The organism is Bacteroidota bacterium, assembly GCA_020402865.1.
Classification (GTDB): domain Bacteria; phylum Bacteroidota; class Bacteroidia; order Palsa-965; family Palsa-965.
The window spans coordinates 1-15,934 of sequence record JADBYT010000009.1 but is presented as its reverse complement, the minus strand read 5'-3'; the positions used below and the strand labels follow the sequence as shown (position 1 = coordinate 15,934).

Annotated in this window: 11 protein-coding genes; 7 read left to right on the top strand and 4 right to left on the bottom strand. The window is 48.6% G+C overall.

The window, feature by feature from the left end; all coding sequences use genetic code 11:
• Positions 1-10: 10 nt before the first annotated feature.
• The 3 genes from IM638_07330 (at position 11) to IM638_07320 (ending at position 5,076) form a co-directional block, all read left to right on the top strand.
• Entirely contained in the window at positions 11-1,345 is a 1,335-nt protein-coding gene (locus IM638_07330; protein ID MCA6362835.1) for an aspartate kinase, read from the top strand.
• Complete coding sequence (gene lysA, locus IM638_07325) at positions 1,342-2,529, top strand: diaminopimelate decarboxylase (GenBank protein ID MCA6362834.1); 1,188 nt, start codon at positions 1,342-1,344, stop codon at positions 2,527-2,529. Before IM638_07330 ends, lysA begins: the two co-directional genes overlap by 4 nt.
• A 99-nt stretch (positions 2,530-2,628) precedes the next feature.
• Positions 2,629-5,076, top strand: coding sequence for a M1 family metallopeptidase (locus tag IM638_07320; protein MCA6362833.1), 2,448 nt, complete (start codon positions 2,629-2,631; stop codon positions 5,074-5,076).
• Positions 5,077-5,146: 70 nt separating this feature from the next.
• Here the strand turns inward: IM638_07320 and IM638_07315 are convergent, their stop codons facing one another.
• Positions 5,147-6,115 carry a hypothetical protein gene (locus IM638_07315; GenBank protein ID MCA6362832.1) on the bottom strand — a complete coding sequence of 323 codons (969 nt, stop codon included), beginning with the start codon at positions 6,113-6,115 and terminating at the stop codon, positions 5,147-5,149.
• 300 nt (positions 6,116-6,415) lie between these two features.
• Between IM638_07315 and IM638_07310 the strand changes: the two genes are divergently transcribed.
• Positions 6,416-7,984, top strand: a complete 1,569-nt coding sequence (locus IM638_07310) for a T9SS type A sorting domain-containing protein (GenBank protein ID MCA6362831.1) — start codon at positions 6,416-6,418, stop codon at positions 7,982-7,984.
• A gap of 473 nt (positions 7,985-8,457) precedes the next feature.
• Complete coding sequence (locus tag IM638_07305) at positions 8,458-9,924, top strand: T9SS type A sorting domain-containing protein (protein ID MCA6362830.1); 1,467 nt, start codon at positions 8,458-8,460, stop codon at positions 9,922-9,924.
• A gap of 55 nt (positions 9,925-9,979) precedes the next feature.
• Here IM638_07305 and IM638_07300 read toward each other — a convergent pair whose 3' ends face one another.
• Positions 9,980-10,744, bottom strand: coding sequence for an enoyl-CoA hydratase/isomerase family protein (locus IM638_07300; protein MCA6362829.1), 765 nt, complete (start codon positions 10,742-10,744; stop codon positions 9,980-9,982).
• 91 nt (positions 10,745-10,835) lie between these two features.
• On the opposite strand from IM638_07300, the gene porQ reads away from it, so the two are divergent.
• Positions 10,836-11,888 carry a type IX secretion system protein PorQ gene (porQ, locus tag IM638_07295; GenBank protein ID MCA6362828.1) on the top strand — a complete coding sequence of 351 codons (1,053 nt, stop codon included), beginning with the start codon at positions 10,836-10,838 and terminating at the stop codon, positions 11,886-11,888.
• Positions 11,889-11,958: 70 nt separating this feature from the next.
• On the opposite strand, the gene IM638_07290 is transcribed toward porQ, so the two are convergent.
• Entirely contained in the window at positions 11,959-13,164 is a 1,206-nt protein-coding gene (locus IM638_07290) for a hypothetical protein (GenBank protein MCA6362827.1), read from the bottom strand.
• Positions 13,157-13,786, bottom strand: a complete 630-nt coding sequence (locus IM638_07285) for a sigma-70 family RNA polymerase sigma factor (GenBank protein MCA6362826.1) — start codon at positions 13,784-13,786, stop codon at positions 13,157-13,159. The genes IM638_07290 and IM638_07285 overlap by 8 nt, the downstream gene beginning before the upstream one ends.
• 217 nt (positions 13,787-14,003) lie before the next feature.
• Here IM638_07285 and IM638_07280 point away from each other — a divergent pair.
• The coding region (locus IM638_07280) for a hypothetical protein (protein MCA6362825.1) at positions 14,004-15,934 on the top strand (1,931 nt) is incomplete at its 3' end.

Sequence of the window (15,934 nt, the reverse complement as noted above, 5' to 3'; positions counted from 1 at the left end):
CAATACTAACATGCTTGTTCAAAAATTCGGAGGCACCTCAGTGGGAAGCGCAGCCCGTATGCGTGCACTGGTGCCGCTGATTACCGTGGCCGAACCTAATCTGGTGGTACTCTCGGCCATGTCCGGAACCACTAATCAGCTGGTGGCTATTTCGGCCGAACTCCTTGTGGGAAACCAAGCGGAAGCGGCCACGCTTATTGATGAAATGGAAACGCGTTACCATGCGGTAACCGACGAACTGCTGGAGAAAAACCGAAAACCGGGCCACGAATTTATTGAAGCGCATTTTAACCGCCTGCGCAACCTGGCCGCCGACCTTTTTACTGCGGCCGAAGAAAAAGAAGTGCTGGCCACCGGCGAACTGCTGAGCACCGGATTAGTGCAATTTTTCCTTGAAGAAAGCGGCATACAGTCGGCCCTGCTTCCGGCGCTGGAATTTATGCGGCTCGACGACAAGGAAGAGCCCGACATGCGCTATATAGCCGAACACCTGAAACAGCAATTGGCAAAACATTCCGGCGTAAACCTGTTTATTACACAAGGCTACATTTGCCGCAACAGTAAAGGCAATATAGACAACCTGAAACGAGGCGGCAGCGACTACACCGCCACGCTGGCCGGAGCCGCCATTGGCGCACGCGAAGTGCAGATATGGACCGATATTGACGGCATGCACAACAACGATCCGCGCATTGTACCGCATACCTTTCCGGTGCATGAACTCTCGTTTGACGAAGCCGCTGAGCTGGCCTATTTTGGCGCAAAAATTCTGCACCCTACCTGCGTGCTGCCTGCACAAAAAGCCAATGTGCCCGTGCGCCTGCTCAATACCATGCAGCCCGATGCCAAAGGCACATGCATAAGCGGCGCTCTGCAAGGCGACCGCATTACAGCTGTGGCCGCCAAAGATGGCATTACGGCTATAAACATACGCTCCGGACGCATGCTGCTGGCCTACGGTTTTCTGCGTGCCGTGTTTGAAGTGTTTGAACGCTACCGCACACCGATTGATTTAATTACCACCTCGGAAGTAGCCGTGTCGCTTACAATTGACGACAATACACACCTGAGCGAAATAGAAGAAGAACTCCGCGAGTTTGGCGAAGTAACGGTTGACCGCAACCAGAGCATTGTGTGCATTGTAGGCTCGTTTGGTGCTGATACACACGGCTATGCATCGCGCGTGTTTGCCGCGCTGCGCACAATTCCGATACGCATGATTTCTTACGGCGGAAGCGAACATAATATTTCGGTGCTGGTGGACACGCAGCGCAAAAACGACACGCTGCTGGCGCTGAACGAAGGTCTTTTTGCCGACGAATTTTTAACACGCGGCATACAATGAGCAGCACTGCGTTTACCACCAACAAGGCAAAGCTGCTTTCGCACTTCGATACGCTTGCCACGCCGTTTTACTATTACGATACGCAACTGCTGCGCCATACGCTTGATGTGCTTACTAAGGCTGCAGGTGCACACGACTTTCACGTACACTATGCGTTGAAAGCCAATGCCCATCCTGAATTGCTGCAACTGATACGCCAGGCCGGACTTGGGGCCGACTGTGTGAGCGGCAACGAAGTGCAGCGTGCCATTGACTGCGGTTTTGCACCTTCACAAATTGTATTTGCCGGTGTGGGAAAAACCGATGCCGAAATAAAACTGGCGCTGCACCACGACATATTCTGCTTCAACTGCGAATCGCTGCAGGAACTTGAAGTAATTGCCGCGCTGGCTGCTGATGCCGGAAAAACTGTGCGCGTGGCGCTGCGCGTAAATCCTAACGTGGATGCACGCACACACCACTACATTACTACCGGACTGGAAGAAAATAAATTTGGCATTGGCCTGCACGAAATAGGCGAGGTGATAGCTCTGTTTAAGCAACACCCGCACGTGCAGTGTATGGGGCTGCATGTACACATCGGTTCACAGATTACCGATTTGAATGTGTTCCGTGCCTTGTGTACAAAAGTGAACCGCCTGCAGCAGCTTTTCGCGTTGTACGAATTGCCGCTGCCGCACCTTAATCTGGGCGGAGGGCTTGGTGTAAATTACTACGAGCCTGATTCCGAGCCGGTAGCTGATTTTGCCGCGTACTTTGAAATATTCGCAAAGTTTATTGAACGTCGTGCCGGTCAGCAAATTCATTTTGAGCTGGGGCGTTCCATCATTGCGCAATGCGGTTCGCTGATTAGCCGTGTGCTGTATGTGAAGAAAGGGTTGCAGACCAATTTTGCCGTGCTGGATGCCGGTATGACGGAGCTGATACGCCCGGCGTTGTATCAGGCTTATCACCGCATTGATGTGCTATCACCTTCTGCGGGTGAGGTGCAGAAGTATGATGTGGTGGGGCCGGTGTGCGAATCAACCGACTGTTTTGCGAAGGCGCTTGAACTGCCCGAACTCAAACGCGGCGATCTGGTGGCGTTGCGCACGGCCGGAGCCTACGGCGAAGTGATGGTGAGCAATTATAATTTGCGGCAGCGGGGTAATGCGGTGTTCAGCAGCGAGCTTTTTAAGTCGTAAGAGCCGTTTATCCATAGCAGAAACGGGTTCATCTGTTGCTTTGCCCGGTTGTGTCGAAATAGCTGGGCGTGCTGAGGTATTCTGGTTAAACTTGCTTCCATGAAAACGAAGTTGATACTCTGGGCAGGTGTCTGTTTCCTGAACCTGCAGGCATGGGCTCAGCCGGTTGGAAACGGTGAAGGCAGCGATGGCATTCGCGCTTATCTGAACGATGAGGCCTGGGCCCCGCGCGAACGGTTTGTGGATTTTCAGCACATGCGGCTTGAACTTACATTTGAACCTGCGCAGGGTTTGGTGAAAGGCAAAGTCACACACCGTTTCACACCGCTGCGCCCCAAAGTAGATTCGGTTTGGCTCGACGGGCCGGGCATACGCGTAAGCAGTGTAACGGTAAACGGAAAACCGGCTACCTGGCGCAGCGAAAAGCAGGGCATGTGGATACATACAGGCCGCTCATTGCCTTACGGCGAAACCGACAGCCTTACGGTGGTGTATGAAGCCAATCCGCAAAAAGGCCTCTATTTTATTGGCTGGAACGATCCGGCCAATATTTGCCGCAAACAGATCTGGAGCCAGGGACAAGGCATCGACAACCGAAACTGGATTCCGTTTTACGACGAGATGAATGATAAACTCACTACCGAAATGATTGTGACTTTCGGTGGTGAATATAAAGTATTGTCGAACGGTGTGAAGAAAAGTGAGAAACTGAACAAAGACGGCACGCGCACCTGGCACTACCGTATGAACAAGCCGCATGCACCTTATCTGGTGATGCTGGGTATTGGTATTTACGACATCAAACAAACCAAATCGAAATCGGGTGTGCCGATTAATCTGTATTACTATCCCGAATGGAAAGACCGCGTAGATGCAACATACAGATACAGTGCGGAGATGATGGATTTTTTTGAAACCGAAACCGGTGTGCCTTACCCCTGGGAAAGTTACTCGCAGATTCCGGTGCAGGAATTTATGTATGGTGCCATGGAAAACACCACGGCCACCGTGTTTGGCGATTTTCTGTTTGTGGATGAACGTGCCGAACTAGACCGCGCGTATGTAGGCGTAAATGCACACGAACTGGCGCACCAGTGGTTTGGCGATTATGTAACCGCCCGAAGCGATGCGCACCACTGGCTGCAGGAAAGTTTTGCCACCTATTACAACATGCTTTTTGAGCGCGAAGTGTATGGCAAAAATTATTTTGATGTGCAGCGGTACGATGCCATTAACAATTCGCTGAATGAAACCAAGCTGAACAACCTGCCGGTGGCGCACAGCCAGAGCGGTTCGGTGCGGCATTACCCGAAAGGTGCGTTTGTGCTCAATATGCTGAAGAATGTGGTGGGCGGGCGCGAAGTATATAACCGGGCCATACAGCATTACCTCAAAAAACATCCGTATGCCAATGTCGATTCGCACGATTTGCTGGTGGCGTTTAACGAAACCACAGGCATGTCGCTCGACTGGTTCTGGGATCAGTGGATTTACAGAGGAGGAGAGCCGTGGTATGAAGTGAATGCGGAAGAACTAAAAGGCTCAGCCGGAGCAGTGACCCGTTTTACGGTAGAGCAGGTGCAGCCGCAAAACCAAACCACCGGCCTGTTCAGCATGCCTATTTGGTTTGAAGTGCATTATACCGATGGAAGCAAAGAGCGTGTGGAGAAATGGATAAGCCGTAAAACCGAAACGGTTGACATTGCCAACACTTCCGCAAAAAAAGTGGCGTATGTGCTTTTTGATCCGAACAGCGAGGTGATGAAGAAGGTAACATTCCGCAAACCGTTTGATTGGCTGAAAAATCAGGCGCTTAATGCCGAAGGGCTGCTCGACCGGCATGCTGCGTTGATGGCTTTGCGTGAATTTCCGCTTACACAGCGCCGCGAAGTGTTGCTGAATGTTTTTTCCAAAGACAATTATCACTTTTGTCGTTCGGAAGTGTTGAGCCAGCTGGCCAATGATCCTGATCCGGCTTCACAAGCTATGGTGCGCGATGCGATTAAGAGCGGCGATGCCAATGTGCAGAAAGCCGTGCTTAACTTCACCACTTCAATTTCCAAAGACCTGCTGCCTGATTTCGAAAAGCTGCTTACTGCACGTTCGTATCAGGTGGTGGAAATGGCGCTCGACAAGCTCAGCTTTGAGTACCCGGCCAACACGGCAAACTACCTTAAAGCCACAGATGGTGTGGAAGGTACGTCGGGCCGGAACGTGCTCGTGAAAAGGCTCGAAGTGCAGGCGCGTTTCAATGCCACACCTGAGGCTTTTAAGCAGCTTGTTAATCTTACCAGCGTGTCGTACGAATTCCGTACACGGGTAAACGCTGCCAATGCGCTGAAACGGTTAAACTATTTCGACGAAGCACTAATGAAAAACTTGGTGCAGGCCGGTTTCAGCAGCAACACACGTTTGGCCGGGCCGTGTATTGCTGCTATGAAATATTACTACGAACAGGCCTCAAACCGCCGCACAATAAGCGATTATATATTTGGCCCGGGCTGGAACGACTGGCAGCGGGCAAGGCTTAAAGCCACTTATAACTGAACATAACACCATACTAAAACCGCCCGGACATATACATCCGGGCGGTTTTAGTTTACATGGTGACGGAACATTATCGTGGCCGTGTACCCGCAGGTTTAGATTGTGCGCGGCCGCCGCCAGCCTTTCCGGCCTTATTGCGTGGCGCAGTTTGTGCCTTGGCGGCCGGGCGGTTTTGTGCTTTTACGGCCTGCTTGTTTTGCTTTGTTTGTGTATTACGCTGTGTATTTTGTGCAGCAGGCTGGTTGCGTTGCGTTTGCTGGCTGCGCTGCACCTGTGCCGGATTGTTGGCGCGGCGGGCAGCTGTGCGGCGTTGTACGCTGGGGGCAGCAGCCCGGTGCGGACTATATACGCGACGCGCGTGATGTACACGGTAAACGGTTACCCGGCGGCAATACACATGCCGGTAGCGAACCACGCGCGCATGGTGCACACGCCAGGCAACCGGATGCCACGGCGACCACCACACCGGATAAGCACGCCAGCGCCACGGCGAACGCCACACCACATAGCCCGGCGCATACATGTAACGCACGCCAGGCCAGTACCACACATTCACAATTACAATGGGCGCACGGGCCATACCGTTTGGCGAATAAGCCGCCGGCCCGCGACCTGATTTTTCTTCCACCTCATCGGCCGGTTCAAGAATATAATCTTTACCGTAAAGCTCCTCATCGCCCACAATCTGAAGCACGGCATTGTTTTCGCCGCTTTTCTCAATACCTATTACGGCTATATCCTGCGTTTCCGTTTCACTCACCGCCACACGAAGCACAAGTGCATGCGTGTCTTTGCTCATGTTGTCAACCACCTGCACATAGTCCACATTCCCGTCTTCATCAAGATCGAGGTTGTTTACTTCGTTGCTTTGTTTGTTGATGGCTTCTTCAAAAGCAGAAATGCTTTCGGCTTTTTTGAAAAGCTCAAGTACACCGTAGAGATCAAAATTGTCGCCCGGCAATCCGAGTGAATCAGCATCGTTGCTTTGTGCTTTAACCACGGACGGAGTGAGCAGCAGGAGGAAGAGAAGGTAACGCATAGTGGCTGTTTTGTATTTTGACGCAGCTGGTGGAAGAAGGTTTAATCATAAATGATTTTTTTTGTAAATACCTGTTTTGTCGATGATACCAGACTTATATCATAATCAACGGTTCGATCTTTTATGTGGTCTTTTCCAGTTAAAGTTTAGTTTTATCCATCTAATGATTTTCTTCGATAATGCATCTCACTTCCGATTTCCTTATGAAACGCTTGTCTGCACAATCTAACGTTTTTTTCAGATACTAAAGAAACCGTAGCAAAACCACCCTTTTGCGTTATCATTGAAAAAAACTCAGTTATGAATACAAGGCAAACATTCATCGTTTTTTTACTTCTTTTCTCACTAACAGCAAATGCACAACTTCTCAGTTTCGATAAAAGCACATTACTAAGCAATGCTCCCGCATTACGTAAAACAGTTCAATGCGCCAACGGCGATCTTGTATCTGTATTTTCGGGTAACGTAAATGTTCCGAATGCATTTTCAGTAATCAGGTATGATGAAGATGGGGATTTTGTCTGGCAAAAAGAGTACCTGAATCAAAGTGTATCCAGTTGCAGTGCCAACGATGTAACAGAAGCATCAAACGGAGATCTCATTATTGCATTTTCGGCGCTCAATAACACACAGACTTCAGGCCTTATTCGCATAACCAGTCAGGGAACTTTACTTTGGGAAAGACTCTATTCAACAGGCAGCATGCTCAGCGATGTGTTTGTGGCTTACTCTAAAGTAGTTGAAGCTACAGACGGAAGTATTTTCCTTGCTTTAGCTGATATTAACGTGTCGCAAAATCCCAGCACGGAAGCTATGATTTTGTTTCGCTTTTCGGCTTCAGGGAATTTACTTTGGGGGAAAAGTCCCGGTCTGGCCCCCCCAATGGTAGTTGTACAAATGCGTAAGGCTGCGGCCGGTGGCGTACATATTGGTGCTTCAAGTAATATTAATGGAAATACGCATCTAATTACTTTCGATTCTGCCGGAGTTGTTACCCGCTCATTAAAGTACAACTATACGCTTACCGGAAATATTACCGATTTTGTGACTGATGCAAACCACCGGCCCAAAGCCATACTTGGTTGCGATTATCAGACCTGGACACGTTTGGTGGAATTAGACAGTACTGGTAATGTTACGGCAGTAAATGAGGCATCAATTGCGGCAACCTCGTGGGGGACTGATTTACTGTGGCTTGGCGGAGGTTATGTTTCACTTCACGAAATGTCGGGCGGCGGAACCATGCTCTGCAGCTGGTCTGCAGGGCCTTCTCTTACCAATGGTTTGCAGTTTACAAACTCGTCATCGTTTACGGCATTCGATTTTTTTGCTGCAGCCGACGGTGGAATCTACCTGTCAGGTATATCTGCTGCAAGTCCGCAAACGCAAAAAACAAGGTTTATTAAAACCAAACCGATGATTGGTTTCAATTTCCCGTCCGACGGATGTGCCCAGGCTACGGCTGATTTTACAATCGTTTCGGCCGGGATGGCCAATCCATTGCCGCAAGCATTGGTAATTTCAGCCTACAGTCCGGTGGTCGAAAATTCGTCTTTTCAGGTACAAACAGCATCAGCCAATGTAATCAATAACTGTTCACTTGTTTCAATTGATGAAACATTGCAGACCGGGTTTGAGGTGTATCCCAATCCGGCCACAGACCTTGTGAATGTATCTGGCCGTTTTTCGGGTGATGTAATGGTTGAAATTTATGCGGCGACAGGGCAGCTTTTACTTCAATCACAAATGCACTCAGGAACAAATAGCCTGACACTAAATACAAGTATGCTTCCAGAGGGTGTCTATTTACTTAAACTATCTGATGGTAATAGACAACCCCGCTCAGCCAAATTGGTTATCAGTCGATAATTAAGTGGCTGTTCAACGATTATTTCATAAATCTGTCATATGCATTTTTGCACCATACTTCGGTGTGTATTAATTCGAGTTTGTGATATTCCATTTTGAACCATACATCGTTCACTTTTTTGCCCGTCTCAACAGTTTTGTTGGGATGGGCAAAAGTCGATTTGTCTGACCTAATGGCTTCATAACTTATTTTAAATACAATTTAAACTACCATGTTAAGGTAAATCGATAAACTAATTATTGTTTTATATTTAGATTTATTCAGGTGATTAAGCCTTTATTTTTATGCATTTGTAGATCAATAATCTAAAGCAATTAGTTTCATTTATTCACTTTAGTGATTTATTTTTTTTGATTATCTGTATTACTTTGGCGGAAAAATTACAATGAAAATATATATACAAATATTAGCATCTTTATTTATTGGATGCACAGGATTTTCGCAGACTTCAAGTTTTGATAAAATTACGGTAATGTCCAATGATCCCGTATTTTCTGAAATGGCCGGTTGTGCTAATGGTGATTTTGTAACGGTCTATTCATCAGCTCAAACTGCGAATAATGCCTTTAATGTAAATCGTTACGATGCAGACGGGAATCTGATCTGGTACATTGAGTTTTACAATTCGAGTGTTGACTATTCGGGAGGGAGTGATATTATTGAAGCCTCCAATGGAGATATTCTTGTTTCCACCTCATCGTTAAATACCAGCACGAACAGGCTTTCAGTGGGGCTTTTCAGAATAAACAGTGCCGGTGCTTTGCTATGGGAAAAGGAGTATTCATCGGGCGGCCCTTCAGGATTTGATTTGGGAGGTAATTCCAAATTGGTTGAAGCGAGCGACGGGAGTATTTATCTGGCTACGGATGAAAGTAATTTTCCATCTGCCGAAGCAATTATTTTATTGCGTTTTTCGGCTTCGGGTAATTTACTTTGGGGAAAAACATTTGGCACTTCGCCAAGACAACAACTGGCTACAATAAATGAAGCTCCTGCTTCCGGAGTACATATCGGCGCACAAAATGTACCCGGAAACGATGTGAATTTATTTACAATTGATTCAGCAGGTACGCTGGTTAGTTCGAAACAATGTGCGCAATGGGGATTTCTACAAGCTATTGTGACTGATTCGGCCAAATCAATTAAAGCGTTGCTTTTATGGAATTCAGCTTCAGCCAACCGATTAGTTGAATTAGACAGTGCAGGGAATATTTCCCAGGCAAGATGGTCTCCATTCAGTACTCAGCCTTTTACCAATGCCTTATTTTACCACTCCGGAGGGTATGTTTCTGTACATGGTAATAACACTTTCGGTACAAGATTGTGTAATTGGTCGGCCAGCCCGTCGGTGAACAATGGTATTAATTATGCAGATTCCACAACGTTTTCAGCTGAAGCTTTTTTTCAAATCAGCGACGGGAGCATTTATCTTGCAGGTGAAAGTACAGATTATTACAAAACCCGCATTATTAAAACCAATCCGATGTCGGGCACCGACTTTCAGTTTGGCGGATGTACGCAGGTAAGCACAAATTATACGCTATATTCGATTAATCTAAGTAATCCTGTTCCGTTTGCCGTTACATTATCGCCTTATACACCGGTTAACGAAGTGTCATCGCTTTCCACACAATTGATGTTGGCTACAGTGACTGATAATTGCATCAATCAGGTATCGGTAGCGGAAAATAGTGAGGCTGTGATCAATGTATATCCGAATCCGGCTTCGGATGTGCTTGCCATTGAGCTGAATTTTTCGGGTAATGCTTTGGCCGAAATCATTGCTGTTGATGGTCGCACGGTGATGCGTGTATCTGTTCCGTCAGGATCCTCCGGCCGGCAGCTTGATATCAGCAATCTTCCGGAAGGAATTTATCAGGTTCGGATTACAGATTCCGCGAATAAACCTCACACTGCCAAGCTGGTTGTGAATCGTTAGCATAAAAAACAAACAGCCCCTCTCGCGAAGGGCTGTTTGTTTTTTTATTGTGCATTCAGGCTTTGGCCTTGAACGAGTTGATGGCATTTACTGTAAATTCAGAAAGCACAAGCGTGCCACTCATCAGTGCGCGTTCGGTGAGGAGGGTGTCCCAATGGTCGGTGCCCTGCCAGAACACTTTTTTAAGCATGCTCATGGCCTCCGGGTTGCTGGCGGCGAGCCGTTTTGCGAGAGCATTTACGCCTTCATCAAGCGCGGCAGAATCGTCATACACATCGGCATAGAGTCCGTGCTGTTGTGCCCATTGTGCATTGCGCCATTCGCTGGCGTTTATGGCTAAGTTGGTAAAGGCGGATGTGCCCATTTTGCGTTCTACGGCGGGGCCTACCACAAACGGGCCAATGCCAACAGCCAGCTCCGAAAGTTTTACTGAAGCCGCAGAAACCGCCAGTGTATAATCGGCTGCCGAAGCAAGGCCCACACCACCGCCCACGGCTTTGCCCTGCACGCGCGCAATCACGAACTTGGGCGCTTTACGCATTGCGTTGATAACCATGGCAAAGCCCGAGAAAAACTGCTTGCCGGTTTCTATGTCCTTGATGCTGATCAGTTCATCAAATGAAGCGCCTGCGCAAAACGCTTTTTCACCTTCACTTCGCAGCACAATTACCCGGGCTTCGGGGTTATTACCCATTTCGGTAATGGCCTCTGCCAGTTTACGCAGTAAAGCCCCGGGCAGCGAATTGCTCTGGGGATGAAAAAATGTAACGGTGCCTATACCGTTTTCAATTCCGGTGGTTACGTGTCCCTGATCTGTCATGCCGCAAAGATAAACGCCCGGCGAAATAATAAAGCAGCCGGGCAAACGTTAATGATGCGGTTTGCACCAATTACGTATTTTTAAGTCCTGAATGAAAAAGCTGTTTTTACTCGTTTTTGCCGTGTGGCTTGGTCCGGCTGGCCTGCAGGCGCAAATTGGCGGTTCTGCCGCGTTCGGATTTACGGATCTGCCGCTTTCGGCCCGTGCGGCTGCATTGGGCGGGAAGGCGCTGAGCGTGTATGACCACGACCTGAATATGGCCGTATGGAATCCCTCGCTGCTTTCAAAACGGACCTCCAGCCAGCTTGCGTTTAGTTTTGTGGATTATTTCACCGATATCCGCGTGGGATATGCGGCCTTTGCCTGGCATGTGGATTCCATTGGCACATTTGCATTGAGTGCGTCCCGCATCAATTACGGCGATTTTACCGAAACCGACAACACCGGTGCCATCATTGGCGAGTTTACCGCCGGTGAATATGGCATTACCCTCGGCTACAGCCGCCAGCTCGACAGCATGTTTACCGTGGGGGCCAACCTCAAATTTCTGCAGTCAAACCTCTACCTCTGGCAGGCCAACGCACTGGCTTTTGATGCGGCAGTAACCTATCACCGCCCCGCCAAAAACTTCTCGGCTTCAATTATGATCCGTAACACCGGACGCATGCTTTCGACTTATACCTCAGGCAACCGCGAAAGTTTACCGTTTGAAATTGAAGCCGGTTTCTCAAAGAAACCTAAGCACATGCCCATCCGGATCTTTATGACGCTGCAGCATCTTCAGCAGTGGGATTTAACGTATATCGACCCTGCAAATCCTCCCCAAACGGTTGATCCGCTCACCGGCGATTCAATTAAAGTAAGCCGTTTCCGCACCTTTGGCGATAAGGCCGCACGACACGTGGTGGTGGGCGCTGAAATATTAATCGGTAAAGCCATGTTCCTGCGCGGAGGCTTTAATTACCAGCGCCGCCGCGAAATGCTGATTGATTCACGTCCGGGTATGGTTGGCTTTTCGTTTGGTGCCGGTATTCGTATTTACAAATTTAATATCAGCTATGCCCGCTCGGCCTATCACATTGCCGGAGGTACAAATACGTTCTCCATTACCAGTACACTTTCTGATTTCTACCAGAAGAAGTAACCGAAATGAATAAAGCAAAGCGGCCTCACAAATTTGTGTGGCCGCTTTGTGTATGGATGAATAGTGTGACTTACAATTTTTTCAGTTCGGCCTCAGCCTGCGTTTTATAAGGGCCTTTGGCGTTAACAATTTCCTGAAGCAGTGTTTTGGCTTCTGCCTTTTTGCCGAGTTTGATCAGCGCCAGTGCTTTTTGCCACTGTGCATCGGCGTAGTTGAGGTTGGTTTTAACGGCCAGCACTTTATCGAATTCAGTAATGGCTTCGGTGTATTTTTTGTTCTGCATATACTGCATACCCCGCGAATACGAAGGATGCACAGCCACGTTGGCACCTGCTGCGGAAGGCTGCGAAGCCTCAGCGCGTTGCTTGGTTTTGGTAGCCGAACTTTTCTTCGGGGTGGCTTTTTCGGCAACCACCACATCACTCAGTTGCTCCTGCTGGGCATTTTGACTCCATGTTGTGCTGGTTGTGCTACCGGTTGAAACGGTTGTGCTATTGGCAAATACAGCCACACTGTCTGCCATAGCAGCCGGAGCAGCCTTCCTGTCTTGAGCAGCCAGATCGGTTTTGGCTTCGTCTTTCTCAAGTTCCTTTTCCCGAAGTTTAAGATCTTCGGTGGCAACAAGCATTTCGGTCATGCTCATCGCGTCATCGGCAACAACGGGAGGAGCGGCTTCGGGAGCCATTTCTTCAAATGCGGCAACACCACTCATTTCCGACTCAGACACTTCTTCTTTTGAGTAGTAAGAAGTGGTGCCGATTTCGATGATTGGTTCCGGCAGCTTTGAGGCAGCGGAGGGTGAATCCGTGCGGGCAGCTGATTGTTCGGAAGGAGGCGCGGGGAGAGGCTGGCCGGGTGAGCCCGGTTTTTTTGCTGCTGTGTTTTCGGCCAGCTGCTTGTTGCTGCCGGGCGCAATTATGGTAATTGTAGCCGCAATAACGAGAATAACAGCCACGCTGGCGGCAATGCTCAGCCAGAGACGGCGGCGATTGTGTGTGAGCGGAATTACTTTAGGCTCGTTTTTTTCTTCCTGCCGCGTTGTTCCGGCCGGGGCTGCGGCCATGGTTACTTCGGCCGGAAAGGCAAGGGCTTTTTCGCGGTCATTTACAAGATGCCAGCCGTCAACTGCATCGCTGCACATGGCACAGTCGGTAATGTGCAGTTCGGCTTCGTGTTGTTCGGCCGCACTCATTTTGCCGTCGATATAGGCAAGCAACTGTTCCTCCGTTAAACACGGCGACTGCGGCAGGAGCGGATATGTGAACGGATCAGCCATGCTGTTGTTTGGTGAGGAGGATTTTTAAATTTCGTTTTCCGTTTTGGATGTAGCTTTTTACTTCCGTTAAGGTATAGCCGGTTTGATCGGCCACCTGTTGATAGCTTTTTTTCTGAAGGTAAAACAGTTCAATGCAGTTGCGCTGATGTTCGTTTAAATGCTGAAGGCTGTTTTCCATTTCACGTAGCAGCCATTCATGTTCTGTTACACCCTCAGGATGCACCGAAGTTTCGGTTTCCATAACAGCCCCTAAATCTTTTTGCAATTCCTGCTCATGCAGCCGCTTTGATTTCCGGCTTCGCAGATACATCAGGCACTCGTTGCGCGCAACTGCATATAACCAGCCCTTAAACTGAGCTATTTCGTGGCGATGAAGATCGGTAAGCAGTTTTTCGAATACCTGCATCTGAACGTCCTGGCTCTCATCTTCATCGGCAAGGTATTTCATGCATACACCATATACCAGATGCCGGTACCGCCTGAACAATTCGCCGATTAGCATCTGATTGCCATCGGCTTTAAATTGTGCAACAAGCTCGGCATCGCTCAGCCCGCGTATATGTGAAGAGTAAACTACCACAGTATGGTGTGAAAGTACAAACTTCTGCGCAGCAACAATCATTCCTGCCTGATCAAAAATCTGAATCGTTACATGAAATATTTTGAACGATCAAAGGCAGGATTTGAATTACGAACGGGAATGGTTAGCTTTGCCTTCGGGATTTAATTGATAATTTAATATGTTGATTATCAATTATCTAAAGTTTGGCTAAATAAATTTATTTTTTCGGCACAATTCCTGCTAAGCCAAAATTAACCCCGCTAAAAGATTAGAAGCCATGAAAAGATTATTTACCCTTTTGTTTTTACTGCTTTGTCTGACAAACTCCTTTGGTCAGAATAAACTGGCAGAACGCAATCCCTGGTGGTGGGGAGCCGATCTTGGCGCCTCGTTTCAGACCAGCGATATGCAGCCACGGGCCGGAATGGCATTTGGCATTCACGCTACGAAGTTTACCCGCAAAAGTATGCCGGGGCCTTTTTTCTTCGGCCTTCGTTTTCGTTTTATCGACGGGCGCAACTTTGGCTACAACTACAACAAGCTGAATATTGCGAATAATCCGGTACTGAATTCGGGCAGCACAAACTATCTGGCCGATCCGGTAAACAATGGTGATATATTCAGTAATTATCGTTTTCGTTATGATGAGTTAGCTGCTGAACTTCTTATCGGAAGCAACGGTCTTCGTAAGCATGGTGTGCTGCTGTATGCCTATGGCGGCGCTGGTTTGAACTATTGGAAAACCACCACTAACCTGCTTAATGCCTCAGGAAATTTGTATGATTATTCCAATATCAACAACCCGGGTAATCAGGAAGTAGTGGCCGATCAGCTTGATGCCATGCTTGATGATACCTACGAAACCAATGCCGATGGCAGTGTAGATGGTGCACAATGGTCGTTTATGCCTTCGGCCGGCTTCGGGTTAGGCTATGAATGGAATGCATTTGCTTTTGGTGTTGAACACCGCACCACTTTTGCATTGAATGATGTGATTGACGGAACCCGCTTTAATCACACCGGTGCCGCTACACCGAATAAAGACATGTATCATTATGCCGGTTTGTTTTTCCGCTGGCGTTTCGGAGCCACAAGCTCTTCAAGTACCGTTAACAACAACCAGCCTCCGTTGCCTCCTACGCCGGTTGTAACGCCTCCTGTTTACAATCCCACTCCTCCGGTTATCACACAACCCGATCCCGATCCCATTCCCACCAATCCCACTCAGAATCCCAACATGAGTGCGCTGCCTCCGCCGCAGGTTGATTTTACCGTGCCCGCTACCAATCCCTATACGGCCACAACGGTAAACCAGCAGCTTACTGTGCGTGTGAAAAACGTGTTGCAGCAGAGCCAGATCAGCCTTACCATTAACGGTCAAATCATGCCGCAGTCGGCCTTTAACTTCAACCCGACTTCGCAGCTCATGACCTTCAGCCATACGCTGCAGCCGGGCAACAACACCTATTATGTAGTGGCTACCAATGCCGCAGGTTCCGACAATGATAATCAAACCATCATTTTCAAATCGGGCAACAGCAACAACGGTGTGCCTCCCACAGTAAACTTTACCAACCCGGCCGGCTCGCCCGTTACCTGGACACAGATAAACCAGCTGATTACTGCCACAACACAAAATGTGGCTGCCGCTTCTAACGTGCAGATTACCCAGAACGGGCTTAATGTGACTAATTTCACATTCAATGCCAATACGGGCGTAGTTACTTTCCCTGCTAACCTGCAAAACGGAAGCAACCTCTATCAGATTACCGTTACCAACCAGTTTGGTATGGCGAATGACGCTACTACCATTCTTTACAACAATACGCCCGCCCCTGCCAAACCGGTGGTAACCATTACCAGCCCGGCTTCATGCCCGCACACCACCAAAGTGCAGAACATGACCATTACGGCTACAATTACCAACGTAACGGCAGCCAGTCAGGTGAATGTACTGTTCAACGGTGCAGCAGTAACTAACTTCAGCTTTGCACTCAACGGCACGGTAGCCACAATCAGCTTCCCTGTGGTGCTCAACAGCGGTGTAAACAACCTCAGCATTACAGGCACCAACAGCGCCGGCAGCGATGCCGAAACCTGCCAGATCACCTACAAGCCCAATTCGCCCACGGTGCAGCCTCCGGTGGTAACCATTACCAGCCCGGCTTCATGCCCGCACACCACCAAAGTGCAGAACATGACCATTAC

Coding starts and splice junctions, on each gene's coding strand:
- IM638_07290 (MCA6362827.1), bottom strand. CDS start 13,164: ATGGCTGATCCGTTCACATATCCGCTCCTGCCGCAGTCGCCGTGTTTA.
- lysA (MCA6362834.1), top strand. CDS start 1,342: ATGAGCAGCACTGCGTTTACCACCAACAAGGCAAAGCTGCTTTCGCAC.
- IM638_07320 (MCA6362833.1), top strand. CDS start 2,629: ATGAAAACGAAGTTGATACTCTGGGCAGGTGTCTGTTTCCTGAACCTG.
- porQ (MCA6362828.1), top strand. CDS start 10,836: ATGAAAAAGCTGTTTTTACTCGTTTTTGCCGTGTGGCTTGGTCCGGCT.
- IM638_07315 (MCA6362832.1), bottom strand. CDS start 6,115: ATGCGTTACCTTCTCTTCCTCCTGCTGCTCACTCCGTCCGTGGTTAAA.
- IM638_07285 (MCA6362826.1), bottom strand. CDS start 13,786: ATGATTGTTGCTGCGCAGAAGTTTGTACTTTCACACCATACTGTGGTA.
- IM638_07310 (MCA6362831.1), top strand. CDS start 6,416: ATGAATACAAGGCAAACATTCATCGTTTTTTTACTTCTTTTCTCACTA.
- IM638_07305 (MCA6362830.1), top strand. CDS start 8,458: ATGTCCAATGATCCCGTATTTTCTGAAATGGCCGGTTGTGCTAATGGT.
- IM638_07300 (MCA6362829.1), bottom strand. CDS start 10,744: ATGACAGATCAGGGACACGTAACCACCGGAATTGAAAACGGTATAGGC.
- IM638_07330 (MCA6362835.1), top strand. CDS start 11: ATGCTTGTTCAAAAATTCGGAGGCACCTCAGTGGGAAGCGCAGCCCGT.